This window comes from Tepidibacillus sp. LV47, from assembly GCF_048381575.1.
GTDB lineage: Bacteria > Bacillota > Bacilli > Tepidibacillales > Tepidibacillaceae > Tepidibacillus.
In genome coordinates this window covers 106,097-129,309 of sequence record NZ_JBLWIF010000007.1, presented here as the reverse complement: position 1 = coordinate 129,309, position 23,213 = coordinate 106,097, and the positions used below count along the sequence as shown (strand labels likewise).

Sequence of the window (23,213 nt, the reverse complement as noted above, 5' to 3'; positions counted from 1 at the left end):
AGCGCCGATGGTACTTGGACCGAAGGGTCCTGGGAGAGTAGGACGTTGCCAGGCAAGTGGGAAGCTAACCGTTTTTGGTTAGCTTTTTTATAAAAAAGAAGAAAGTAAAAATTTTTAACCTACCACAATCCTTGAGATTGTGGTATTTTTCATATTTGGACACTAACATTTTGAAACAAATCTTTTTTGATGAACATCAACATTGAGAAAAATTCAAAAGTAAATATGGAAGAAAGATTCGACCAATCGTAATCAAGGAAGTAGAGAAATTTCGAGATTGTGGTAATTTGAAAAAAGGATTTAAGCTATTTGTTTGTAAAGGATGCCACGATGTTCGTAAAGTTCCTTATCGTTGTAAAGGTCGTTTTTATATAACTTGCTCGGTTGGGGAGAGTGAAGAGTGGAGCAGGTTGTTAACAGAGAATGTCCTATAGACAATAAAGGACCGGGCTACGCCCGGTTTTTCTTATGTTATACGAATATCCGAACATTTATCAATTATATTTAAAATTTGTTCGTAAAAAAAAACAAAAAAGGTATTCTCATTTCTAAAAAAATGGAGTATAATTCGTCTTAAATCAAAAAATCATATTATCCACTCATATAATTGAAGAATATGGCTTCAAGTTTCTACCGACCACCGTAAATGGTCGACTATGAGTGAGGGATAAGTATTGTCTTCGGAGGATAACTCGAATGACGGCTCACTCATATTGCTGTTGTTCGAGTTTATTATTTATTGACTATGATCATACCACATGGAGGGGAACGCATTGGAACGATTAAAGCAAAAGATTTTAAACGAAGGTTGTATTTTATCCGAAAATGTCCTAAAAGTCGACTCCTTTCTTAATCATCAAGTGGATCCATTCTTAATGAAAGAAATTGGAGAAGAGTTTGCAAAACGGTTTAAAAACCAAGAGATTACCAAAGTATTAACCCTAGAATCATCAGGTATTGCACCAGCGCTAATGACATCCCTTATGTTAAAGGTACCACTTATTTTTGCAAAAAAGAAAAACCCTTTAACTTTAAAAGAACAAGATGTAATCACAGCTGAGGTCTACTCATATACCAAACAGGAAACAAATACAATTGCTGTCTCACGAGAGTTTTTAAAAGAGAATGATCAAGTTTTAATCATTGATGATTTTCTCGCAAATGGGGAAGCGGCTTTAGGATTAATTCGGTTAATTGAACAAACGGGAGCGAAAGTGGTAGGTATTGGTATTGTTATTGAAAAGTCTTTTCAAATCGGTAGGGAAAAAATTGAAAAAGCAGGTTATCGAGTCGAATCGCTCGTCCGTATTCAATCCATGAAAAACAACCAAATTCAATTTTTCGCAAAAGAAGTCCTTCAATAACAAAATATAAAGTCCTGCGGTAATATGTAAAAACCCTAAATCAACAAAATTAGAAATTAAAAAATAACCAAAGGACTTTTTAGAAGGTGTTGTTCTCCTAATAATTCACCTTCCTTTCTAGGCGTGTAGATTTGGTCGTTGCGTAGCAGCGCATCAATCAAATGCACAAGTTTTCTCGCTGTTAGAACGAAGGCTCTTTTATGCTGATGAATTGGTACTTCATGATACTTTTTCAGGTAATAATCGCGAAACTCTCCCGATAAGGGTAAGTGAAAGAGCTATTGTTGATTAAGAAAAATTACTATTTATTATCATGATGAATCGATTTTTTACGGGATTTGTTCGCGCGATCTCTATTCTCATAGGAATTATTGGTGGAACGATCGTTGCCTTTTTCCTTGGAATGATCGATTTTCATCCTGTTTACGAATCTGCATGGTTTCATTTTGTTCAACCCTTTTATTTTGGTTTGCCAACTTTTCAATTAAGCGCGATCATTACTATGATATTAGTTGCCATTGTTAGTATGATCGAATCAACGGGAGTATTTTTAGCTTTAAGCAAAATTATGGAACAAAATGTTTGCCCAAAAGATTTAGCTCGCGGTTAGCGAGCTGAAGGATTAGCAATGATTCTTGGAAGTATTTTTAATGCGTTTCCCTACACCACTTCTTCCCAAAAGGTTGGACTGGTTCAAATGACAGGCGTAAAAACAAGAAACGTAATTATAGTAACAGGTCTTATTTTAATTGGCTTAGGTCTCATCTCTAAAATTGGCGCATTAACGACTTTGATTCCAACACCCGTTTTAGGTGGTGCAATGTTACCGATGTTTGGCATGGTGATTGCTTCTGGGATCAAAATTTTAAGTGAAGTCGATTTTTCTCGCCATGAAAATCTATTTATTATTGCTAGTTCGGTTGGGATTGGCTTAGGAGTTACCGTTGTACCTAACTTGTTTACCTCATTACCTCAAGGATTGCGAATCTTAACAGATAATGGAATTGTAGCAGGTAGTCTTACCGCTGTGGTACTCAATCTTATCTTCAATATGGGAACGAAAAAATCGAAAGTTACTCTAAGAACAAAAGTTGATGTTGCTTAGTGAGCAGGAATTTTTCCTTCGACGACGAATATATTTAGAAAACCGAAATATTCGCGTAGGAGGACAAAGAATGATTGCAATTATAAATGGAAAAATTAATACCATTACTCAAGGAATCCTTGAAAAAGGGAGTATCCTCATTGAAAATGGGAAAATTAAAGCGATAGGAGAAACTTTAGAGATCCCAAATGATGCAAGAATAATTGACGCTACCAACAAATGGGTTACTCCTGGGATTATCGATGCTCATACTCATTTAGGAGTATACGAAGAGACGATTGGCTGGGCAGGGGCTGATGGGAATGAAATGACCGACCCGGCCACTCCTCATGTCCGTGCAATGGATGCCATTAATCCCCATGACCAAGGGTTTAAAGATGCCGTTCGCGGTGGCGTTACAACAGTTCAAATCATGCCTGGTAGTGCGAACGTGATCGGTGGGGAAATGTCCATTGTTAAAACTTATGGCCGAGTTGTAGAGGAAATGATTGTGAAAGAATTATCTGGAGTAAAAATCGCTTTTGGTGAAAATCCAAAACGCGTTTATGGTGAAAAAAAACAAATGCCCTCCACACGTATGGGAACGGCAGCAGTACTTAGAGAAAACCTGGTAAAAGCGCAAAATTATTTACGAAAAAAAGAAGAAGGCAAGGCTGATCCCGCGAAAGCTCCAGAAACAGATTTAAGAATGGAGACTTTAATTAAAGTATTAAAACGAGAAATTCCTGTACGGGCACATGCTCATCGAGCAGACGATATTATGACAGCCATTCGTATTGCTGAAGAATTCCAGTTAGATTTGACCCTAGAACATTGTACGGAAGGACATTTAATCGCTGATATTATTGCCGAAAAAGGGATTCCTGCAGCGGTAGGTCCAACCATGACAAACCGTTCCAAGATCGAACTTGGAGAACGAGGTTGGCATACACTTGTCGCTTTAGATCAAGCAGGGGTACCGATTTCCATTATTACCGATCATCCTGTGATCCCTATTGAATATATCACCATTGCTGCAGCTGTTGCTGTAAGAGAAGGGTTAAGCGAAGAAACAGCATGGAAAGCTTTAACGATTAATCCTGCAAAACATATGGGAATTGAAGATCGTGTCGGTTCTTTAGAAGCAGGAAAAGATGCCGATATTGTCATCTGGTCTGGTAACCCATTTGATTATATAACAAAAGTTGAAATGACCATGATTGATGGGAAAATTGTCTATCAACGAGATAATATAAATATATAAATATGTAAAAAAAAAGGAGCTCAGATAAGAGCTCTTTTATATTTAGTCCTGATCTTACATCATTTGGAAAGAAAAAAAATACTTACCGTCCATAAGGCGTGAGAGATGATTAATGGGACAATGGTTTCATACTTCATGTATATATATATCCAACCTACGACTAATACCATGTATGAATTGCTTGATAATGGTTCTGTCATTTTCTCAATTCCCATCTATGTTCGTCTGTAATAACCATCATGACTGTAAAACAATAAAAGTTTACATGATAGATTATAGCAGTAGCAAAAAAAAAGAGTTAACAGCTAAAAATATAAAAAACTTCTACAAATATTGGATATATCCTGTTGTAAATTGTTATAGACACTTTTATGAGGCTATACCCTGTTTGATGATCCTTATATAACTAAGATATTCTAAAGTGGTTATTATTAAACTGAAGGAGTGACGTGAAATGAAACTAGGTTGGATTGGACTTGGCAACATGGGAGTTCCTATGGCAACTAATTTAAAGAAAGCAGGGTATGAATTATATATTTATAATCGTACTAAGGAAAAAGCGAAGGAATTAATTGAATTAGGCGCAATTTTTAAAGAGACGCCAAAAGAGCTTACAGAAAGTGTTGATGTTGTGATCACCATGGTTTCTGATGATACAGCGGTCAGGGAAGTTTATACAGAAGAGTCTGGAGTCTTAGCTGGACTTACGCCAGGGAAAATTGCCATCGATATGAGTACGATCTCCCCCTCTACTTCAAGAGAAATTGCGGCATTATGTGCAGAAAAAGGGGTAAAGATGCTTGATGCGCCAGTATCTGGTAGTGTTGCACCGGCAAAAGCAGGGGAATTGGTGGTTTTAGTTGGTGGAGATAAAGAAACGTATGAAACCTGTAAACCGATTTTTGATGTAGTCGGAAAAGCCTCTTTCTATTTAGGAGAAAATGGCGCAGGTAGTAACGCCAAATTAGCAATTAATAGTATGCTTGGCATTTATATTCAAGGATTAGCTGAGACGGTTCTATTTGCAGAACGTGCAGGAATTCCTAGGGAAACAATGCTTGAAATCGTGAAACTGAGCGCAGTTGGAGCACCAATCGTAAATATCAAAACAGCGAGTATTATTGAAGATCAATACCCGGCAGCATTTGCCTTAAAACATGCAACCAAAGATCTTCGCCTTGCAATGGAAAAAGCGAAAGAAATGGATATCCAATTCCCATTGATTGAAAAGACAGCGAGCACCTATCAAGCTGCATTAGCAGCAGGCCTTGGCGAATTGGATTTAATGGCCATTCTTACTTACATTACACAAGAATTAAAAAAATAAACCTTATCATTCATGTTTGTAGAGAGAAAATCGAACTATGATGGAAAACAAAAAAAAAACGTTCGGCTTTTTCTTGACAGCTTGATTATTGGTTGTTACACTAGGGTTAGAAACTAAATAGAACTCGTATAATGTCGGGAATATGGCCCGAGAGTCTCTACCTAGTAACCGTAAATTACTAGACTACGAGTGAAAGTGAACCTAGGGATCTGCTAATGCAAGACCAAGTGGTTCAGACATGGTTTCATGTCACACCGAAGGGATAAAAGCCCAGGCGGGTAGGTTTCTCTCGTCCTTTTTCTGAGGAATCTACCCGCAAATGGGCTTCTTTTTTTAGCCGAATAAGAAAATTAAAGGAGAGAGAAGAGATTATGGCAAAGGTAATGATTGTGGTGGGAAGCGATTCAGATTTACCTGTGATCAAAGGGGCAACTGATGTATTACGTCAATTAGAAATTTCATATGAATTAAGGATTTCTTCAGCCCATCGGCTTCCTGAACAAACTGCCTTGCTTGCAAGAGAGGCAGAGGAAAAAGGTATTCAAGTGATTATCGCTGGAGCAGGAATGGCTGCCCATTTACCTGGAGTAATCGCTGCTTATACAACAATCCCTGTGATAGGAGTTCCCATTCAAGGGGGTGCTTTACAAGGTGTTGATGCCCTTTATTCAATCGTTCAAATGCCAAAAGGAATTCCAGTTGCTACGGTTGCCATTAATGGAGCATATAATGCGGGAATTCTCGCAGGACAAATGATTGCTTTAACCAATCCTGATATTGCAAAACGCTTAAAACAGATGAGAAGGGCGATGGCGGATGAAGTCAAAGCAAAAGATCAACGTTTACAAGAAATAGGGATCGAACAATATATAGAACAAAGGTAATTTTATGCGATGAATGAAAAATAAGGGAGGGATCATTGATGATTGAACGATATACAAGACCGGAAATGGCTGCAGTTTGGACGGAAGAAAATAAGTTTAGGGCATGGTTAGAAGTAGAGATTTTAGCAGCTGAGGCTTGGGCCGAATTAGGAGAAATCCCAAAAGAAGATGTTGTTAAAATCCGTCAAAACGCCAAAATCAATCCTAAGCGAATTCATGAAATTGAACTAGATACCAAACATGATGTCGTAGCCTTTACCAGAGCTGTTGCCGAAACCTTAGGACCAGAATCAAAATGGGTCCATTATGGCTTAACCTCTACTGATGTTGTCGATACGGCCTTAGGATATTTACTTAAGCAAGCTAATGAAATCTTACTTAAGGACATTGAAGATTTTCTTCAAGTGCTAAAAGAAAAAGCTTTAGAACATAAATATACCGTGATGATGGGAAGAACCCATGGTGTTCATGCAGAACCAACAACTTTTGGTCTTAAAATGGCACTATGGTACAGTGAAATGAAGCGCAATTTGGAACGTTTTAAACGAGCGATGGATGAAGTCGCTTATGGCAAGATTTCAGGAGCGGTTGGAACCTTTGCTAATATTCCTCCTTTTATTGAGGAATATGTTTGTAAAAAGTTAGGCTTAAAACCAGCGCCTATTTCAACCCAAACCTTGCAACGTGATCGCCATGCCGAATATATGGCAACCCTTGCCTTAATTGCTACATCGCTAGAGAAGTTCGCAACCGAAATTCGAGGATTACAAAGAACAGAAATTAGGGAAGTTGAGGAGTTTTTTAGTAAAGGACAAAAGGGATCATCAGCCATGCCCCATAAACGAAATCCAGTTGGCTCTGAAAACATTACAGGTTTAGCCCGGGTATTACGTGGATATATGGTTTCCGCTTATGAGGATGTTTCCTTATGGCATGAACGGGATATCTCCCATTCATCGGTTGAACGAATTATTCTTCCTGATGCAACAATCTTGTTGAATTACATGCTTCGTCGTTTTAGCGATATCGTGAAAAATCTTACCGTTTACCCAGAAAATATGAAACGAAATATGGAAAAAACGTTTGGTTTAATCTATTCGCAACGAGTTTTACTCACCTTGATCAACAAAGGGTTAAAAAGAGAAGAAGCTTATGATCTCGTACAAAGAAGGGCAATGCAAGCCTGGGAAGAACAGAAAGCTTTTAAAGATTTACTAAAAGAAGAAGAGATCATCCAAAACCTATTATCTGAAGAAGAACTAAATAAACTATTCGACTATCAATATCATCTAAAAAATATTGACTTTCTTTTTAAACGAGTAGGTATAGAAGAATAATGTTAATTTGTATAAAAGAACGATAGAGGAGGATTCATATGGAGAAAAAAGAATTGGTCTATGAAGGGAAAGCAAAAAAAATTTTTTATACGGATCACGATGACTATTATTGGGTTGAATATAAAGATGATGCAACTGCTTTTAATGGTGAAAAACGGGGAACTATTGTAGGAAAAGGAGAGCTAAACAATCGAATTAGTTCCATCTTTTTCACACTATTAGCAGAACAAGGGATCGAAAACCATTTTGTAAAGTTATTGTCTCCTACAGAGCAAATAGTAAGGAAGGTAAAGATCATTCCTATCGAAGTTGTCATCCGCAATCTTGCCGCTGGCTCCCTTGCCAAACGTCTTGGTTTGGAAGAAGGAACACCACTTCGCCATCCAGTCATTGAATTTTATTATAAAGATGATGAGCTAGGAGATCCGCTTATCAACTCCTCCCATATTTCTGTCCTCCAACTTGCTACGCAAGAACAATTAGAAGAAATAAAGACCATTAGTCTCAATGTAAACAAAATCCTTACCTCTTATTTAGAAAAAAGAGAAGTCCTTCTTGTCGACTTCAAATTAGAGTATGGATTAACAACAGATGGGAAGTTATTACTTGCTGATGAAATCTCTCCTGATACTTGTCGTTTTTGGGATGCAAATACGAAAGAAAAGTTGGATAAAGATCGATTCCGTCGTGATTTAGGGAATGTCGAAGAAGCATATCAAGAAATTTTACGACGCTTAGGGGGAGAAAGTCATGTTTAAAGCAAAAGTTTACGTTACCTTAAAAAACGGAATTTTAGATCCTCAAGGGAAAGCGGTAAAAGGTGCATTACAATCATTAGGGTATGATGAAGTAGCGGATGTACGTATCGGCAAATTGATTGAATTACAGTTAAATACGGGTCAAAGAGAAGTTGCCGAGGAACGAGTCAAGGAAATGTGTGAGAAACTATTAGCCAATCTCGTCATTGAAGATTACCGATATCAACTAGAAGAGGTGGCATCATGAGATTTGCGGTAGTTGTCTTTCCTGGTTCCAATTGTGACGCAGATATGGTTCATGCCATTGAAGATGTGCTTGGCGAAGAAGTAGACTATGTCTGGCATGAGGCGGATGATTTAAATGATTATGATGCTATCCTTCTTCCTGGGGGTTTTTCCTATGGTGATTATCTGCGTTCAGGAGCGATCGCAAGGTTTAGTCCAATTATGAATCAAGTAAAAAAGGCGGCAGAGGAAGGGAAACTTGTATTAGGTGTTTGCAATGGTTTTCAAATCCTTTTAGAAGCAGGTCTTCTGCCAGGCGCAATGAAAAGAAATGACAATCTGCAATTTGTCTGTTCTATTGAAACGATCATTGTAGAAAATAACCAAACCCCCTTTACCTTGGAATATGAAAAAGGGGAGGAAATTCAAATCCCCATTGCTCATGGAGAGGGAAATTATTATTGTGATGAGAGATTACTAGAAGAATTACAAGCAAATCAGCAAATTGTTTTTCGATATAAAAGAAATCCCAACGGTTCGGTTAATGATATCGCAGGAATCATTAATAAACAAGGAAATGTATTAGGTATGATGCCACATCCAGAACGGGCAGTATCTGAATTATTAGGCTCCGCCGATGGCAAACGATTGTTTCAATCCATTTTACGTTATTGGAGGGAACGCTATGAAGTTTGAGCCAACCCCGGAAGAAATTGCAAAGGAAAAGATTTATCTTGATTTAGGATTAAAAGAGCATGAATATGAACGAATTGTTCAGTTAATCGGTAGAAAGCCAAATTATTTAGAACTAGGTTTATTTAGTGTGATGTGGTCCGAACATTGCAGTTATAAGACATCAAAACCAGTCTTGAAACGGTTTCCGACAAAAGGAGAAAGGGTATTACAAGGGCCAGGTGAAGGTGCAGGAATTGTCGATATCGGAGACAATCAAGCGGTTGTATTTAAAATTGAAAGTCACAATCATCCTTCAGCTATCGAACCTTATCAAGGAGCTGCAACAGGGGTGGGAGGGATTATCCGCGATATCTTTTCGATGGGAGCAAGACCAATTGCTTTATTAGATTCTCTTCGGTTTGGGCCGTTAACAGATCCAAGGAGTAAGTATCTTTTTTCCCATGTTGTTGCAGGAATTGCAGGTTACGGGAACAGCATCGGAATACCAACAGTTGGTGGAGAGACGGTCTTTGAAGAGTCTTACAAAGGGAATCCTTTGGTCAATGTCATGTGTGTCGGACTTATTGAACATCACCAAATTAAAAAAGGGATTGCCAAAGGAGTTGGTAATTCAGTCATGTACGTCGGAGCGAGTACGGGGCGAGATGGGATCCATGGAGCTACTTTTGCCTCAGAGGAATTAACAGAAGACTCCGATTCGAAACGTCCTGCGGTTCAAGTTGGCGATCCTTTTATGGAAAAACTGCTTTTAGAAGCGACATTAGAATTGTTAGAGTTAGGGATCGTAGAAGGGATCCAGGATATGGGGGCAGCTGGCTTGACCAGTTCCAGTTCAGAAATGGCAAGTAAAGCAGGGAATGGAATCGAACTTGATCTATCCAAAGTGCCTAGACGAGAACCCAATATGACCCCTTATGAAATCATGCTTTCAGAGTCGCAGGAACGAATGTTACTCGTAGTGAAAAAAGGGAAAGAAAAAGAGGTAAAACAAGTATTTGACAAATGGGGATTATATTCTGCTGTGATCGGTCGAGTGACAGATGATGGACTTTATCGTTTAATTGATCAAGGGAAAGTGGTTGCAGAAATACCCGTACGAGCACTTGTAGATGAAGCTCCTGTCTATCATATGCCAGCAAAAGAACCGGAAGAATACAGGCAGAATCAAAAAATAGAAAAAATCAATGTTCCAACCTTTGATGATCTAAATTCTATCATCCTTGATCTTCTTTCAACCCCAAATCTTGCTAGTAAAGAATGGGTATACCGTCAATATGATCATATGGTACGCACAAGTACGGCCGTTTTACCAGGAAGCGATGCCGCTGTCATCACCATTCGTGGTACAAATAAGGCTTTAGCGATGACCACGGACGGAAATGGGCGATATATCTATCTTGATCCGGAGATAGGAGGAGCCATTGCCGTAGCCGAAGCGGCACGAAATCTAGTCTGTTCTGGTGCAGATCCTCTAGCGATCACAGATGGTATCAATTTCGGAAATCCAGAGAAACCAGAGGTATTTTGGCAATTTGAAAAAGCAGTTGATGGGATGAGCAAGGCTTGCATGGAACTAAATACCCCCGTAATTGGAGGAAATGTTAGTTTTTATAATGAAACAAATGGAAAGGCGATTTATCCGACACCAATCGTTGGGATGGTCGGTTTAATCTATGATACGAAACATATTACAACGCAAGGATTTAAAGCAATTGGTGATCGGATTTTATTATTAGGAGATACCTATGATGAATTAGGAGGATCTGAATTTCAAAAATATGTATATGGAAAGATCGAAGGAAAACCACCACGAATCAATCTCGATCAAGAAAAAAAAGTTCAACAAGTTGTATTACGATCAATTCAAGAAGGGTTGGTTCACTCTGCTCATGATCTCAACGATGGTGGCTTAGCTGTTGCAATTGCCGAATCTTGTATCACAGGAAATTTGGGAGCTAAGATTTTCCTTTATGGAAATTTGCAAAAAGAGAGTTACCTATTTAGTGAAAGTCAATCGCGTGTCCTCCTTTCTGTAGCGCCAAATCATGTAGAGAAAGTGGAAAAAATCGCCAAAGAAATAGGCGTTTCTTGTCAAGATATTGGGGAAGTTCAAGCAACAACCTTAGAGATTCAATATAACGATCAAAAAGTAGTTCACCTCTCCGTAGATGAAATCACCAAGGTATGGAAGGAGGCTATTCCATGTATGATGAACTCACTTTTGACAAAATAAATGAAGAATGTGGCGTTTTTGCTGTATTTAACCATTCCAAAACCCCTCAATTCATCTATTACGGGCTGCATGCCCTTCAACACAGAGGACAAGAAAGTGCAGGGATTGTTACTTCGAATCAACAATCATTTACTTTTCATCGGGGAATGGGACTTGTCACTGATGTTTTTCACACCAAGGAATTGGAACAACTTAGAGGGAATATGGGGATTGGTCAAGTACGCTATTCTACGACAGGAGAAAGTTCGTTGCAAAATGCACAACCCCTTGTGTTTAATTATCGTGGAGGAGAATTAGCAATAGCAACCAACGGGAATCTTGTCAATGCAATGCAGATTCGCCGTCAATTAGAAAGGCAAGGTTCGATTTTTCAGACGACAAGTGATACAGAAGTGATTGCCCATTTAATCGCAAAATCCATGTATGATGATATTGAAGATGCAGTAAAAGAAGCTTTAGGAATGATAAAGGGGGCTTATGCCCTACTGATTATGACAAATGATAAATTAATTGCTGCCCTTGATCCCAACGGTCTTCGCCCACTAGTCTTAGGGAAGATTGAGGATGGATATGTCTTATCTTCTGAAACTTGTTCCTTTGATACAATCGGTGCCGAATATATTCGTGACATTGAGCCAGGAGAAATGTTGATTTTTGATCAGCAAGGAATGACATCAAAACGCTTTACCATACAAACAAGAAGGTCGATCTGTAGTTTTGAATATATTTATTTTTCAAGACCAGATAGTGATATTAATGGGATCAATGTTCATTTAGTAAGAAAACGATTAGGTAAGAAGTTGGCAGAAGAACATCCAGTTATAGCAGACGTGGTTACTGGGGTTCCTGATTCCAGTATTTCGGCAGCGATTGGCTATGCGGAAGCTACTGGGATTCCATATGAATTAGGACTCATCAAAAACCGCTATATAGGGCGTACGTTTATCCAACCGAGTCAAGAACTTCGCGATAAAGGCGTGAAAATGAAGTTAAGTGCGGTTAGAAAGGTTGTCGAGGGGAAACGAGTCGTGATGATCGACGATTCCATCGTTCGTGGAACAACCAGTGGTCGAATTGTGAGGATGTTAAAAGAAGCAGGAGCAAAAGAAGTCCATGTACGAATTAGCTCTCCTCCAGTCAAAAACCCTTGTTTTTATGGAATTGACACATCATCACGGGAAGAGTTAATTGCTGCTACGAAAAATGTTGAAGAGATTCGTCAATGGATTGGGGCGGATTCTTTAGCTTTTCTCAGTATTGAAGGGTTGTTAGAGGCAATTGGTCAAGGGAATAAAGATTATTCCCATGGTTATTGTCTAGCTTGTTTTAATGGGGAATATCCGACAGAGGTGTATGACGGATTGTTAGCAGGTCAAAAAATAAAATGACCGAGATGGAGGAGGAGTTATGAGAGATCTATACAAAGAAGCTGGGGTCGATATTCAAGCAGGTAATGAAGTAGTACGAAGAATCTCAGGTCATGTACGAAAAACGTTTCGCAAAGAAGTACGTACAGATCTAGGAGGGTTTGGTGCACTTTTTTCATTACCCATTAATAAATATAAGCGGCCGATTCTGGTCTCTAGTACAGATGGAGTAGGGACTAAGTTGAAAATCGCCTATGAAATGAATCGACACGATACGATTGGAATTGATGCAGTTGCGATGTGTGTCAATGATATTCTCGTTTACGGCGCTGAACCATTATTTTTCTTAGATTATTTAGCAACAGGCAAGCTTCTTCCTGAACAAGCTGAACAAGTTGTATCGGGAATTGTTGAAGGATGTCTACAAGCAAATTGTTCTCTAATTGGCGGGGAAACGGCGGAAATGCCGGGAATCTATCAAAATCATGAATATGATGTAGCCGGATTTGTCGTTGGTATTGTCGAAGAGGACCAAGTGATTGACGGAAGCTCAATCAAACAAGGTGATATCCTTATTGGTCTTGCTTCAAATGGTCTTCATAGTAATGGTTTTTCCCTTGTTCGCTATCTTTTATTTGAGAAAAATCACTTTCAACTAACGGATCAAATTGAAGAGTTGGGTGAACCACTCGGCGAAGAATTGCTTAAACCTACACGAATTTATGTGAAAACGATTCTCAACATGTTAAAAGAAGTTTCCATTAAAGGAATGATTCATATCACAGGCGGTGGTTTTATTGAAAACATTCCAAGAATAATACCCAAAGGATTACAAGCCAATATACAATTAGGTTCTTGGGAGATCCCACCGATTTTTTCGTTTCTGCAAAAATTAGGGGAACTTAAGCAAGAGGAACTTTATCGAACCTTTAATATGGGAATTGGCTTTATTTTGGTTGTGGCGAAGGAAGAAAAGGAAAAAGTACTCCATCTAGCAGAACAACTGGGCGAAAAAGCATATATCATTGGTGAAATTGTAAAAGGAGATCAAGAAGTAAAACTTCTTAGTGAAAGAAAATGAAGAAAATCGCTGTTTTTGCCTCTGGCTATGGTTCAAACTTTCAAAGCCTTGTTAACGCCGAAAAAGAGGGGAAATTACATGCTCATATCGCGTTATTAGTTACGGATCGGCCAGATTCCTATGTGGTTGAAAGAGCGAAAAAAGAAGGAATTCCTATATTTGCATTTCGCCCAAAGGAGTTTATAAATAAATCTCAATACGAGCAAATGATCATTCAAAAATTGCAAGAATACAAGATTGATTGGATTGTGTTGGCTGGATATATGCGAATTGTGGGGAAAGATCTATTAGAAGCGTATCCCAATCAAATCATCAACCTTCATCCTTCACTCCTTCCATCATTTCCAGGGAAAAATGCGATTGAACAAGCCTATCAATATGGAGTGAAATGGACAGGAGTTACTGTTCATTTTGTGGATGATGGAATTGATACAGGGCCTATTTTGTTACAAGAAGTGGTTGAGATTCGCGATGATGATACTATTGAAACCTTGGAAGAACGAATTCATCAAGTGGAACATCAACTATTGGTAAAAGCTGTAAACCTTATTGTTGATCCATCGTTTCAGTGGGTTAAAAGAAAATAATGTAAAGGAAGGAGAAAAGAATGAGTAAGAAAAGAGCGTTAATCAGTGTTTCGGACAAAAGGGGAATTGTAGATTTTGCAAAGGAACTCGACACATTAGGCTTTGAGATTATCTCAACTGGCGGCACCAAGAGAACATTAGAAGAAGCTGGGATAGCTGTTCGCTCGATTTCGGAAATTACGGGATTTCCAGAAATTATGGATGGTCGGGTAAAAACATTACATCCCAATATATTTGCCGGCTTACTAGCAATCAGAGAAAATGAAAGTCATATGCAGCAAATCAAAGAGCAAAACATTCAACCTATTGATCTTGTTGTTGTCAATCTCTATCCATTTAAGGAAACCATTTCAAAACCGAATGTAACTTTTGCAGAAGCCATTGAAAATATTGATATTGGCGGTCCATCGATGTTACGTGCTGCAGCAAAAAATCATCAGGATGTGATCGTCATTGTCGACCCTAAAGACTATGAGCTTGTTATAAAAATGATCAGAGAAAATGGGAATGTAGATCTTAGCACGAGAAAACAACTCGCCTTAAAGGTATTTCAACATACTGCTGCTTATGATACGATTATTTCTCAGTACCTTGCCGAACAACTGGAAGTGGATGCACCTGAACAATTAACATTAACCTTTGAAAAAGTACAAGACCTTCGTTATGGTGAAAATCCTCATCAAAAGGCTAGCTTTTATCGCCAAAGTCTAGCTAAGGAAGGGCTCGCATTTGCCAAACAATTACATGGCAAAGAATTATCGTATAACAATATCCAAGACACCAATGCAGCATGGGAGATCGCTAAAGAATTCACAGAACCAGTGGTTGTTGCGGTGAAGCATATGAATCCCTGTGGAGTTGGAGTTGGCGATAATCTCCTTGAAGCCTTTACTAATGCTTATGAAGCAGATCCCGTATCCATTTTTGGTGGAATTATTGCTACCAATCAGATCATTGATGAAGAAACGGCAAAGAAATTAAAAGAGATTTTCCTAGAGGTAATTATTGCACCAGGTTTTGAAGAAAAAGCTTTAGAGATATTAACGACCAAGAAGAACCTTCGTCTGTTAGAGTTAAAAGAAGAAGAGCATAATCCGAAAGCGAAAAAGATGATATCTGTTTTGGGCGGTTTATTGGTTCAAGACCAAGATCAGCGGCCGTTATTGGATGAAGACTTGACTGTAGTCACGAAAAAGGCACCAACAAAAGAAGAAATGGAGCAATTACGTTTTGCTTGGAAAGTGGTCAAGCATGTCAAATCGAATGCGATTGTCTTGGTCAAAGGAAAACAAACGATTGGTGTTGGTGCTGGACAGATGAATCGTGTTGGAGCTGCAAAAATAGCAATTGAGCAAGCAGGTGAAAAGGCAAAAGGTTCAGTTATGGCTTCTGATGCATTCTTCCCGATGCCAGATACAGTACAAGAAGCAGCGAAAGCGGGAATTACCGCAATTATTCAACCAGGTGGATCGATTCGCGACCAAGATTCCATTGCTGAAGCAGATAAGCATGGGATTGCAATGGTGTTTACAGGAATTCGCCATTTTAAACATTAAAAGATTTCTACGGGGGAGTAGTGATTGCAACGTGACTTCGCTTTTCGTTCCTTTTTCCGCAACTCACAACTCCCTAAGATGAAGAATAATAAAACCCTTTATAGTGTAAGTAAAAGAGAGAAATGATGAAATGTTTATGTAGGATAAATAGTGGAATATGGAAGAAGAAAGAAGGTGGAGATGGAATGAAAGTATTAGTTGTTGGACAAGGCGGAAGGGAACACGCTTTAGTCAAGGCAATCAAACAGAGTAAAAAGGTAGAAAGGGTTTATTGTGCACCAGGGAATGGGGGTATTGAACAAGATGCCATTTGTTTACCCATTCAGGAAGATGATTTTCCAAGATTAGTTGAAGCTGTACAACAATATCAAATCGATCTCACGGTGGTAGGTCCAGAAAATCCCCTTTTTGCTGGAATTGTTGATTATTTTCGAGAACGAGGACTTGCAGTGATTGGGCCAACGAAAAAAGCGGCTCGAATTGAAGGAAGCAAGTCTTTTGCCAAAGAATTAATGGTGAAATATAACGTACCTACAGGAAATTATCAAGTGTTTGACGATGCAGAAACAGCTATACAATATGTAAAAGAAAAGGGTGCCCCCATAGTCGTAAAAGCGGATGGGTTAGCAGCAGGAAAAGGAGTCGTTGTAGCCCATTCTACGAATGAAGCTATAGCAGCGATTCAAAATATAATGGAACACAAAATCTTTGGTACAGCTGGGCAAAAAATTGTGATCGAAGAATATCTTGAAGGTGAAGAGTTAACGGTGATGGCTTTTGTCGACGGGGAAAATTTCCTAGTCATGGAGCCAGCTCAGGACCATAAACCTGTTTATGATGGTGATCAAGGTCCAAATACAGGAGGAATGGGAAGCTACTCACCTGTTCCACACATGAAAAAAGAGTGGTTAGAGCAAGTAAAAGGCAAAATTCTTGAACCAATGATTAAAGGAATGGCTCAAGAAGGATTTCCCTTTAAAGGAATCCTCTATGCTGGTTTAATGATGACGAAAAATGGACCCAAAGTAATTGAATTTAATGCCCGTTTTGGTGATCCAGAAACCCAAGTGATCCTTCCCCGATTAAAAACGGATATTCTTGATATTTTTAAAGCGATACAAAACGGTTCCTTGAATGAGATTCAATTAGAATGGGATACGCGTGCTGCCGTTTGTGTGATTATGGCTTCACATGGATATCCTAAAGATTATGAAAAAGGAAAACTAATCAAAATTAACGAACCCCTTCTTCCAAAGGAAACAGAAATCTATATGGCAGGTGTAAGAAGAGAGCAAGATCATTTACTTACTAACGGTGGCAGAGTTCTTGGGGTTACGGCACTAGGAGCAACAATACAAGAAGCTAAAGAGAGGGCATACCAAGGAGTTCATGCGATTTCTTTTGAAGGTGCCCATTACCGCACAGATATCGCACAAAAAGCGATAAAATAGCTCCCTTACAAAACCTGAAATGGCTTGTATGTTCTAATGCTACTCCTAACATTTCGGCTTTCCTTGAATAAACGGTTGGTAAGAAATCGCTTAACAAAGTCGTAGCTTATTGAATCATACAAGTCAGGGAGACGAAGATATGGGTTTGTATATTCCATAAGCAGCGACTTTTGAGAGTGCAGAAATACACGGACAACGGAGGGTTGGAATATACAAACCTATTTTTTATGCGGCTTCGATTCCTTATTTAAATTTATGTTTTCTAAACAAAATGTGAGGCTTATTGGCTAATTTGAGATGACGAATTTGCCGAATCTCACAGTTTATATCTGTATCAATTGAAGGAGTCTTTGGCAGAGTAAGAATTTGGCTAGGATAAACACTATGATGTCCAACAACTAAATAACTGATCACACTTGCGATCGAGGCATAGATGGCAACCTGAACTCCGAATAACTCCATTGCCATAATTATGGCCGCTAAAGGGGTATTTGCACTGGCAGCTAACAAAGCAACCATACCTATTGCCGAATACATTGCAAGATTCCCGTCAATCAATTGAGCCCATGCATTTCCTAAAGTAGAACCAACAAAGAAGATCGGTGTTAAGATTCCTCCGCTTCCGCCAGAGCTTAAGGTAACTGATGTCGTGAAAATTTTAACCAAGAAAGAAAGTTCTGTTACCTCTTTTCCTGCTAATGCACGATCGATTACATTCGTCCCTAAACCAATGAAGTCTGTGCTTTTGGTGACAATGACAATCAGAATTAAGAAAATCCCGCCGATGATTCCTTTTAAAGGTTTATAAATGGGGAGTTTTTCTTTAAACCATTTTTCAAAAAAGTCTAATGTCTTAATAAAAAGCAAAGCAACTAATCCAATGATAATTCCAAAGATGATCATATAAAAAAACATTTGAAAATCATTTTTATTGTCTATTTTAATCAAGTAATGGAAATGATTAGCTCCAAAGTATTTATTAATAAAAAAACTAATATATGAAGATATTAGGGCAGGTAAAAGGACGCGATAAGAAAAATTTCCAATATATAAAACTTCAGCTGCAAATATTGCTGCTGCAATCGGTGTGCCAAATACACCGGCAAATCCTGCGCTAATTCCACAAATGACAAAGCGACGGTAATCATCCTTATTCAGTTTCAATACATTTGCAAAAAAAGAAGCTGTTCCTGCTCCTATTTGAGCACTAGGACCTTCTTTACCTGCTGATCCCCCGAAGGTGAGAGTAATCAAAGTGGCTAAAGTTTTAATTGGCACCACTTTCAGATTAATTTTACCGTTTCTTTTATGCACCGCTTCAATAACCTTTTCTGTCCCATGACCTTCTGCTTCAGGAGCAAAGCGAGTCACAAACCAACTACTAAGAAAAAGTGCGAAAGGAATGAGGAGATAGTAATGATGCCAAGATGAAACTTCTTTCGTACTGTATGCAAGAAGATTCAAAAAAAGAGAAGTTGTTCCCCCTGCAGCCACACCCGCAAAAGTAGAAAAGATGATCCATTTTATTGTACTTGCCAGTAGGACCGATTCCTCTAATATACTTCTATTTAATTTTGACACTCCTACCGCCTCCATATTTTATGTTAACACTTTAACGTAACCCATTCAATGGAAATCCCCTTTTTTTGTTGTTCAGATCATTAGATCGATTTTATTTCTATTGTGACATTTTTCACAGAGTTTATATTGATAATTGAGTAAACTAAATGACGAAGTAAAGCAATCATAAAAATTTTGAGAAGGAGAGAAGAGCGGTATGAGTATGTTTTGTTATCAGTGTCAAGAAACAGCCAATAACCAAGGTTGTACAGTCGTTGGTGTTTGTGGAAAAACTGACGAAGTAGCAAACTTACAAGATTTACTGATCTATGTTTTAAAAGGGATCTCCATATATGGAGTAAAAGCAAAAGAACTTGGAATCTATGATGAAGAAACAGGAATCTTTATTGCCAAAAGTCTATTTTCAACAATTACGAACGTAAACTTCGATCCCGTTGTGTTTGAAAATAAAATTAAAGAAGCGTTAGAAGTTCGCGAAAAGATGAAGAATAAATTCATGGAAGCTTATAAAGCTAAATTTGGCAAGGATTTTGCCGAAGAACTTCCTGAAATGGCAACATGGTTTAGTGATGATGTGGCTGAATTCCGGAAAAAAGGAGAAAAAGTCGGAGTATTAGCGACAGAGGATGAAGATATTCGTTCCTTAAGAGAGCTTTTAACTTATGGTCTAAAAGGGATTGCAGCATATACTGAACATGCCAATATATTAAATGAGCGAGACCCAGAGATCTTTGCCTTCATTCAAGAAGGTTTAGCAGCGACTACCGATGATTCACTAAGTGCAGATGATTTAGTTTCGATTGTCTTGAAAGCAGGTTCTGTTGCCGTAAAAGCGATGGCTCTTCTAGATAAAGCCAATACAGAAACCTATGGTCATCCTGAACCAACGAAAGTCAATATCGGCGTTCGCAAACGTCCAGGAATTTTGGTTAGTGGTCATGATTTAAAAGATTTAGAGGAACTTCTTGAACAAACAAAAGGTACAGGTGTAGATGTATATACTCATGGTGAAATGTTACCTGCAAACTCCTATCCATTCTTTAAAAAGTATGATCATTTCGTAGGTAACTATGGTAACTCTTGGTGGGAGCAAACCCGTGAGTTTGAAGCCTTTAACGGCCCGATTCTTATGACCACAAACTGCTTAGTACCACCAAAGGGAAGTTATGCAGATCGAGTATATACAACAGGCGTTGTTGGCTTTCCAGGATTAAAACATATTCCCGATCGTAAACCTGGCGAACAAAAAGATTTCTCTGCAATCATCCAACATGCGTTGAAATGTGATCCACCTACCCCAATCGAACAAGGGAATATAATGGGTGGATTTGCAAGAAATGCGGTTCTAAGTATTGCAGATCAAGTGGTAGATGCGGTAAAATCAGGTGCCATAAAAAAATTTGTAGTTATGGCAGGTTGTGAAGGTAGACACAAAACAAGGGAATATTATCGTAATTTAGCAAAAGAACTACCTAATGATACAGTCATCTTAACAGCAGGTTGTGCGAAATATCGTTACAATAAGTTAAATCTTGGCGAAATCAAAGGAATTCCCCGTGTCCTAGACGCAGGACAATGTAATGACTCTTATTCATTAGTTGTTATTGCCCAAAAATTAGTAGAGGCTACTGGGGTAAAAGATATCAATGAACTTCCTCTTTCCTATGACATTGCATGGTATGAACAAAAAGCGGTTGCGGTATTGCTTGCACTTCTTTATCTTGGTGTTAAAGGAATTCGTTTAGGTCCAACACTCCCGGCATTTATTTCTCCAGGAGTATTAAAAGTATTAGTTGAAAAGTTTGATATCAAACCGATTAGTACAGTAGAAGAAGATCTAAAAGCGATTATGGCTGGTGTTTAATCGATCGATATGCCTCCCCTTTTATCTCCTCCTTATAGTCGAGTAGGCTTTCAAGCTTACTCGACTTTTTAACATATAGGATGTTGGCTTGTATGTTCTAACCCTACTCCAATCCCTTGCGGCTTAGAAGGAAATTTTTCCTTTAGGGCGAATTGTTTGATAGGGGATTGTTTAAAGAAAGGTGGAATTTTTAGTGAAGAAGAATATGATGATCATCCTTAGTTTTTTACTCATCATTTTTTTTGTCGGTTGTGCAAAATCATCACCACAAAAAACACCATTTTCTAAAAATAAGGAACCAATGGAACATCTCAATCCTGAACCAGAAAAACCCCTTTATTATGCTCCTTTAACTGGACTGCCTGTAGATCATGAAATCAATCAACGAATAATCGGCGTGATGATTAATAATCATTTTAAAGCAAGACCACAAAGCGGGCTGAATCAAGCGGATATGGTTTACGAAATCCTCGCAGAAGGAATGATTACCCGTTTTTTAGCGATTTATCACAGTCAAGAACCAGAAGTAATTGGGCCTGTTCGAAGCATTCGTCCATACTATCTTAAAATCATGAAGGAATTGGATTCTCTAGTTGTTCATGCGGGAGCAAGCACAGAAGCTTATGCTATGCTGAATAAAGGCGGTTACCCTGATGTTGATGGCCTCGTAGGGGAAGGGAGATATTTTTGGCGGGCAAAGTTTCGGGAAGCACCACACAATTTGTATACAAGTGCTGAGAAAATTAAACAGTATGCAAATGACCATCGATATCGTCTTGTTGGAGAGATTCCAACCGTTAAATTTTTAAAAGAAGAAGATACTGTTACAGGTCAAGTTGCAAAAAATATTACGATCCAATATTACTCCAAATATATCGTTGGCTATGAATATGATGAAACAACGAAATTATACAAACGGACGATCAATCAACAACCCCATATAGATCTTGAAACAAAAAAACAATTAACGGCTAGAAATGTGCTTGTGATCCGTGCAAAACATTGGTCCATCGGCAATACCAAAAGAGGAATTGACATTGATGGTCCTGGTAAAGGATATTTATTCCGAAACGGTGTTGGCCAAGCTATTGATTGGAAAATGGAAGATGGAATTATTCGCGCCTATGTCAATGGTATTGAACAAGGATTATATCCTGGGCAGACATGGATTATTGTGATAGAACCCCAGATGGTTGTCTCCTATCAGTAGACAATTTATTGTTTTAGTGTGCGAAAATATGATATAATAAAGCAAGGATGTAATCGTTTGCACTGTTGTAAGATCATTATAAAGCTGGCTTGTATGTTTCTATAAGCGCGACTTAAGCGAGCGAGCTTTCCAACCGACTGTTCATTCAGGGAAAGCCGTAAGGTTAGGAGCACGTTAGAACCATACAAAGCATTTAGCTCATACTATTCTTTTCCAAGGTAATGTGGTAATCTATTATCGTGAGGTGAGAGTACTTTGCCATATGAGAAATTGAAAGATAAAACGGTTGATCAATTATTTGCATCCATCTTGAAATTAGAAACACTAGAAGAGGCTTATCGTTTTTTTGATGATCTAATGACAGTGAATGAGATTCAATCGTTAGCCCAACGTCTTGAAGTGGCCCGAATGTTAATGAAAGGCTATACGTATAACCAAATTGAAACAGAGACAGGTGCAAGTACAGCAACAATATCCAGAGTGAAAAGATGCCTCAATTATGGAAATGATGGCTATAAAATGGTATTAGATCGGTTATACTTAGGTCAATCAGAAGCAAAACAAATAGACGAAGATGGGAGAGAGTAGTATATGTTTCTACTCTCTTTTTAATGTTATTGCCTTTGTAGGAGGAATCTATGAATCATCCATTTTTATCAGGTTTAAAACATATGTTTAAATTAGATCCCAATCGTTTCATTACAAAACAGCAAATTGAACAATTATGCCATACGGATACTGATGCTATTTTAGTGGGTGGTACTTTGGGGGTCACCTATGAAGATACCCATTTTCTTTTAAAACAGATTCGCAAGCATGGTAAAATCGCGATTCAAGAAATCTCCGATCTACAAGCCATCGTACCAGGATTTGATTATTATTTTATTCCCTTTGTAGTTAATGCTAAGGATCCGAAATGGATTTTAGATGTTCATCATGAAGCCTTAAAGCGTTATGGGGATTGGGTGAACTGGAATCAAGTTTTTGTCGAAGGGTATATCATTCTTAATGAAGATTCATCGGTTGCACAATTAACAAGAAGCAAAGTTCCAACGGATTTAGAAGATGTACTAGCTTATGCAAGGATCATTGATCAGCTCTTACATTTGCCCATTCTGTATGTGGAATATAGCGGGAGATATGGGAATCCTGAGTGGCTGAAAGAAATTCGGCAAATCGTAGGACATTCCCAAATCTTTTATGGTGGCGGGATTGATTCCTATGACAAAGCAATGGAGATGAGCCGATATGCGGACACCATTATTGTAGGCAATCTGATTTACGAAGATTTTTATACAGCTTTAAAGACTATCCCTACAAAAAATGTTTATCGTTCATAAATAT

Annotated in this window: 19 protein-coding genes, 3 pseudogenes and 2 riboswitches; of the genes and pseudogenes, 20 read left to right on the top strand and 2 right to left on the bottom strand. The window is 38.4% G+C overall.

The annotated features are described in order from the left end of the window. Nucleotides 1-155: 155 nt before the first annotated feature. Both ACMW72_RS09370 and ACMW72_RS09365 read left to right on the top strand, forming a co-directional pair. A pseudogene (locus ACMW72_RS09370) lies at nucleotides 156-431 on the top strand (transposase zinc-binding domain-containing protein); the annotation flags it as partial. 148 nt (nucleotides 432-579) lie between these two features. Continuing rightward, nucleotides 580-677, top strand: a riboswitch (purine riboswitch). A 96-nt stretch (nucleotides 678-773) separates the two neighbouring features. Next, entirely contained in the window at nucleotides 774-1,364 is a 591-nt protein-coding gene (locus ACMW72_RS09365; protein ID WP_418368568.1) for a xanthine phosphoribosyltransferase, read from the top strand. 56 nt (nucleotides 1,365-1,420) lie between these two features. Here the strand turns inward: ACMW72_RS09365 and ACMW72_RS09360 are convergent. After that, nucleotides 1,421-1,606: pseudogene (locus ACMW72_RS09360) on the bottom strand (hypothetical protein); the annotation flags it as partial. 56 nt (nucleotides 1,607-1,662) lie between these two features. Here ACMW72_RS09360 and ACMW72_RS09355 point away from each other — a divergent pair. The 14 genes and pseudogenes from ACMW72_RS09355 to purD form a co-directional block, all read left to right on the top strand. Then, a pseudogene (locus tag ACMW72_RS09355) lies at nucleotides 1,663-2,469 on the top strand (solute carrier family 23 protein); the annotation flags it as partial. Between the two features lie 70 nt (nucleotides 2,470-2,539). Continuing rightward, complete coding sequence (locus tag ACMW72_RS09350) at nucleotides 2,540-3,712, top strand: amidohydrolase (protein ID WP_418368567.1); 1,173 nt, start codon at nucleotides 2,540-2,542, stop codon at nucleotides 3,710-3,712. 454 nt (nucleotides 3,713-4,166) lie between these two features. Then, nucleotides 4,167-5,039 (top strand): NAD(P)-dependent oxidoreductase, encoded by an 873-nt coding sequence (locus tag ACMW72_RS09345; RefSeq protein WP_418368566.1) that lies wholly within the window; start codon nucleotides 4,167-4,169, stop codon nucleotides 5,037-5,039. Between the two features lie 104 nt (nucleotides 5,040-5,143). Beyond that, nucleotides 5,144-5,245, top strand: a riboswitch (purine riboswitch). 165 nt (nucleotides 5,246-5,410) lie between these two features. Continuing rightward, nucleotides 5,411-5,923, top strand: a complete 513-nt coding sequence (gene purE / locus ACMW72_RS09340; RefSeq protein WP_418368565.1) for a 5-(carboxyamino)imidazole ribonucleotide mutase — start codon at nucleotides 5,411-5,413, stop codon at nucleotides 5,921-5,923. A 38-nt stretch (nucleotides 5,924-5,961) separates the two neighbouring features. Beyond that, on the top strand, nucleotides 5,962-7,260 hold the full coding sequence (gene purB / locus ACMW72_RS09335; RefSeq protein WP_418368564.1) for an adenylosuccinate lyase: 1,299 nt from the start codon (nucleotides 5,962-5,964) through the stop codon (nucleotides 7,258-7,260). Between the two features lie 38 nt (nucleotides 7,261-7,298). Beyond that, complete coding sequence (gene purC, locus ACMW72_RS09330) at nucleotides 7,299-8,018, top strand: phosphoribosylaminoimidazolesuccinocarboxamide synthase (protein WP_418368563.1); 720 nt, start codon at nucleotides 7,299-7,301, stop codon at nucleotides 8,016-8,018. Next, nucleotides 8,011-8,265, top strand: a complete 255-nt coding sequence (purS, locus tag ACMW72_RS09325) for a phosphoribosylformylglycinamidine synthase subunit PurS (RefSeq protein ID WP_418368562.1) — start codon at nucleotides 8,011-8,013, stop codon at nucleotides 8,263-8,265. The genes purC and purS overlap by 8 nt, the downstream gene beginning before the upstream one ends. After that, the gene (purQ, locus tag ACMW72_RS09320) at nucleotides 8,262-8,939 is read left to right on the top strand and encodes a phosphoribosylformylglycinamidine synthase subunit PurQ (RefSeq protein ID WP_418368561.1); all 678 of its coding nucleotides are present in this window, start codon (nucleotides 8,262-8,264) and stop codon (nucleotides 8,937-8,939) included. Before purS ends, purQ begins: the two co-directional genes overlap by 4 nt. Then, nucleotides 8,929-11,172: a phosphoribosylformylglycinamidine synthase subunit PurL gene (gene purL / locus ACMW72_RS09315; protein ID WP_418368560.1), complete on the top strand. Its 2,244-nt coding sequence runs from the start codon at nucleotides 8,929-8,931 to the stop codon at nucleotides 11,170-11,172. Before purQ ends, purL begins: the two co-directional genes overlap by 11 nt. Further along, the gene (purF, locus tag ACMW72_RS09310) at nucleotides 11,142-12,560 is read left to right on the top strand and encodes an amidophosphoribosyltransferase (protein WP_418368559.1); all 1,419 of its coding nucleotides are present in this window, start codon (nucleotides 11,142-11,144) and stop codon (nucleotides 12,558-12,560) included. The genes purL and purF overlap by 31 nt, the downstream gene beginning before the upstream one ends. Nucleotides 12,561-12,579: 19 nt before the next feature. Beyond that, nucleotides 12,580-13,620: a phosphoribosylformylglycinamidine cyclo-ligase gene (gene purM, locus ACMW72_RS09305; RefSeq protein WP_418368558.1), complete on the top strand. Its 1,041-nt coding sequence runs from the start codon at nucleotides 12,580-12,582 to the stop codon at nucleotides 13,618-13,620. After that, nucleotides 13,617-14,207 (top strand): phosphoribosylglycinamide formyltransferase, encoded by a 591-nt coding sequence (gene purN / locus ACMW72_RS09300; RefSeq protein ID WP_418368557.1) that lies wholly within the window; start codon nucleotides 13,617-13,619, stop codon nucleotides 14,205-14,207. Before purM ends, purN begins: the two co-directional genes overlap by 4 nt. 20 nt (nucleotides 14,208-14,227) lie before the next feature. After that, nucleotides 14,228-15,763 (top strand): bifunctional phosphoribosylaminoimidazolecarboxamide formyltransferase/IMP cyclohydrolase, encoded by a 1,536-nt coding sequence (gene purH, locus ACMW72_RS09295; protein ID WP_418368556.1) that lies wholly within the window; start codon nucleotides 14,228-14,230, stop codon nucleotides 15,761-15,763. A gap of 185 nt (nucleotides 15,764-15,948) precedes the next feature. Continuing rightward, on the top strand, nucleotides 15,949-17,214 hold the full coding sequence (purD, locus tag ACMW72_RS09290; RefSeq protein WP_418368555.1) for a phosphoribosylamine--glycine ligase: 1,266 nt from the start codon (nucleotides 15,949-15,951) through the stop codon (nucleotides 17,212-17,214). A 243-nt stretch (nucleotides 17,215-17,457) separates the two neighbouring features. On the opposite strand, the gene ACMW72_RS09285 is transcribed toward purD, so the two are convergent. Then, nucleotides 17,458-18,795 (bottom strand): chloride channel protein, encoded by a 1,338-nt coding sequence (locus ACMW72_RS09285; RefSeq protein WP_418368554.1) that lies wholly within the window; start codon nucleotides 18,793-18,795, stop codon nucleotides 17,458-17,460. Between the two features lie 202 nt (nucleotides 18,796-18,997). Here ACMW72_RS09285 and hcp point away from each other — a divergent pair, with 202 nt between their 5' ends. The 4 genes from hcp (at nucleotide 18,998) to ACMW72_RS09265 (ending at nucleotide 23,209) form a co-directional block, all read left to right on the top strand. Beyond that, the gene (hcp, locus tag ACMW72_RS09280) at nucleotides 18,998-20,659 is read left to right on the top strand and encodes a hydroxylamine reductase (RefSeq protein WP_418368572.1); all 1,662 of its coding nucleotides are present in this window, start codon (nucleotides 18,998-19,000) and stop codon (nucleotides 20,657-20,659) included. A gap of 193 nt (nucleotides 20,660-20,852) precedes the next feature. Beyond that, the gene (locus tag ACMW72_RS09275) at nucleotides 20,853-21,869 is read left to right on the top strand and encodes a DUF3048 domain-containing protein (RefSeq protein ID WP_418368553.1); all 1,017 of its coding nucleotides are present in this window, start codon (nucleotides 20,853-20,855) and stop codon (nucleotides 21,867-21,869) included. 255 nt (nucleotides 21,870-22,124) lie between these two features. Continuing rightward, on the top strand, nucleotides 22,125-22,457 hold the full coding sequence (locus ACMW72_RS09270; protein WP_418368552.1) for a YerC/YecD family TrpR-related protein: 333 nt from the start codon (nucleotides 22,125-22,127) through the stop codon (nucleotides 22,455-22,457). 50 nt (nucleotides 22,458-22,507) lie between these two features. Then, a complete protein-coding gene (locus ACMW72_RS09265) occupies nucleotides 22,508-23,209 on the top strand; it encodes a heptaprenylglyceryl phosphate synthase (protein ID WP_418368551.1) in 702 nt (233 codons plus the stop codon). Nucleotides 23,210-23,213: the final 4 nt, after the last annotated feature.

What these genes read in the sequence shown, in the direction of transcription:
- ACMW72_RS09350 (WP_418368567.1), top strand. Translation starts at nt 2,540, where the DNA reads ATGATTGCAATTATAAATGGAAAAATTAATACCATTACTCAAGGAATC.
- ACMW72_RS09345 (WP_418368566.1), top strand. Translation starts at nt 4,167, where the DNA reads ATGAAACTAGGTTGGATTGGACTTGGCAACATGGGAGTTCCTATGGCA.
- purE (WP_418368565.1), top strand. Translation starts at nt 5,411, where the DNA reads ATGGCAAAGGTAATGATTGTGGTGGGAAGCGATTCAGATTTACCTGTG.
- purB (WP_418368564.1), top strand. Translation starts at nt 5,962, where the DNA reads ATGATTGAACGATATACAAGACCGGAAATGGCTGCAGTTTGGACGGAA.
- purC (WP_418368563.1), top strand. Translation starts at nt 7,299, where the DNA reads ATGGAGAAAAAAGAATTGGTCTATGAAGGGAAAGCAAAAAAAATTTTT.
- purS (WP_418368562.1), top strand. Translation starts at nt 8,011, where the DNA reads ATGTTTAAAGCAAAAGTTTACGTTACCTTAAAAAACGGAATTTTAGAT.
- purQ (WP_418368561.1), top strand. Translation starts at nt 8,262, where the DNA reads ATGAGATTTGCGGTAGTTGTCTTTCCTGGTTCCAATTGTGACGCAGAT.
- purL (WP_418368560.1), top strand. Translation starts at nt 8,929, where the DNA reads ATGAAGTTTGAGCCAACCCCGGAAGAAATTGCAAAGGAAAAGATTTAT.
- purF (WP_418368559.1), top strand. Translation starts at nt 11,142, where the DNA reads ATGTATGATGAACTCACTTTTGACAAAATAAATGAAGAATGTGGCGTT.
- purM (WP_418368558.1), top strand. Translation starts at nt 12,580, where the DNA reads ATGAGAGATCTATACAAAGAAGCTGGGGTCGATATTCAAGCAGGTAAT.
- purN (WP_418368557.1), top strand. Translation starts at nt 13,617, where the DNA reads ATGAAGAAAATCGCTGTTTTTGCCTCTGGCTATGGTTCAAACTTTCAA.
- purH (WP_418368556.1), top strand. Translation starts at nt 14,228, where the DNA reads ATGAGTAAGAAAAGAGCGTTAATCAGTGTTTCGGACAAAAGGGGAATT.
- purD (WP_418368555.1), top strand. Translation starts at nt 15,949, where the DNA reads ATGAAAGTATTAGTTGTTGGACAAGGCGGAAGGGAACACGCTTTAGTC.
- hcp (WP_418368572.1), top strand. Translation starts at nt 18,998, where the DNA reads ATGTTTTGTTATCAGTGTCAAGAAACAGCCAATAACCAAGGTTGTACA.
- ACMW72_RS09265 (WP_418368551.1), top strand. Translation starts at nt 22,508, where the DNA reads ATGAATCATCCATTTTTATCAGGTTTAAAACATATGTTTAAATTAGAT.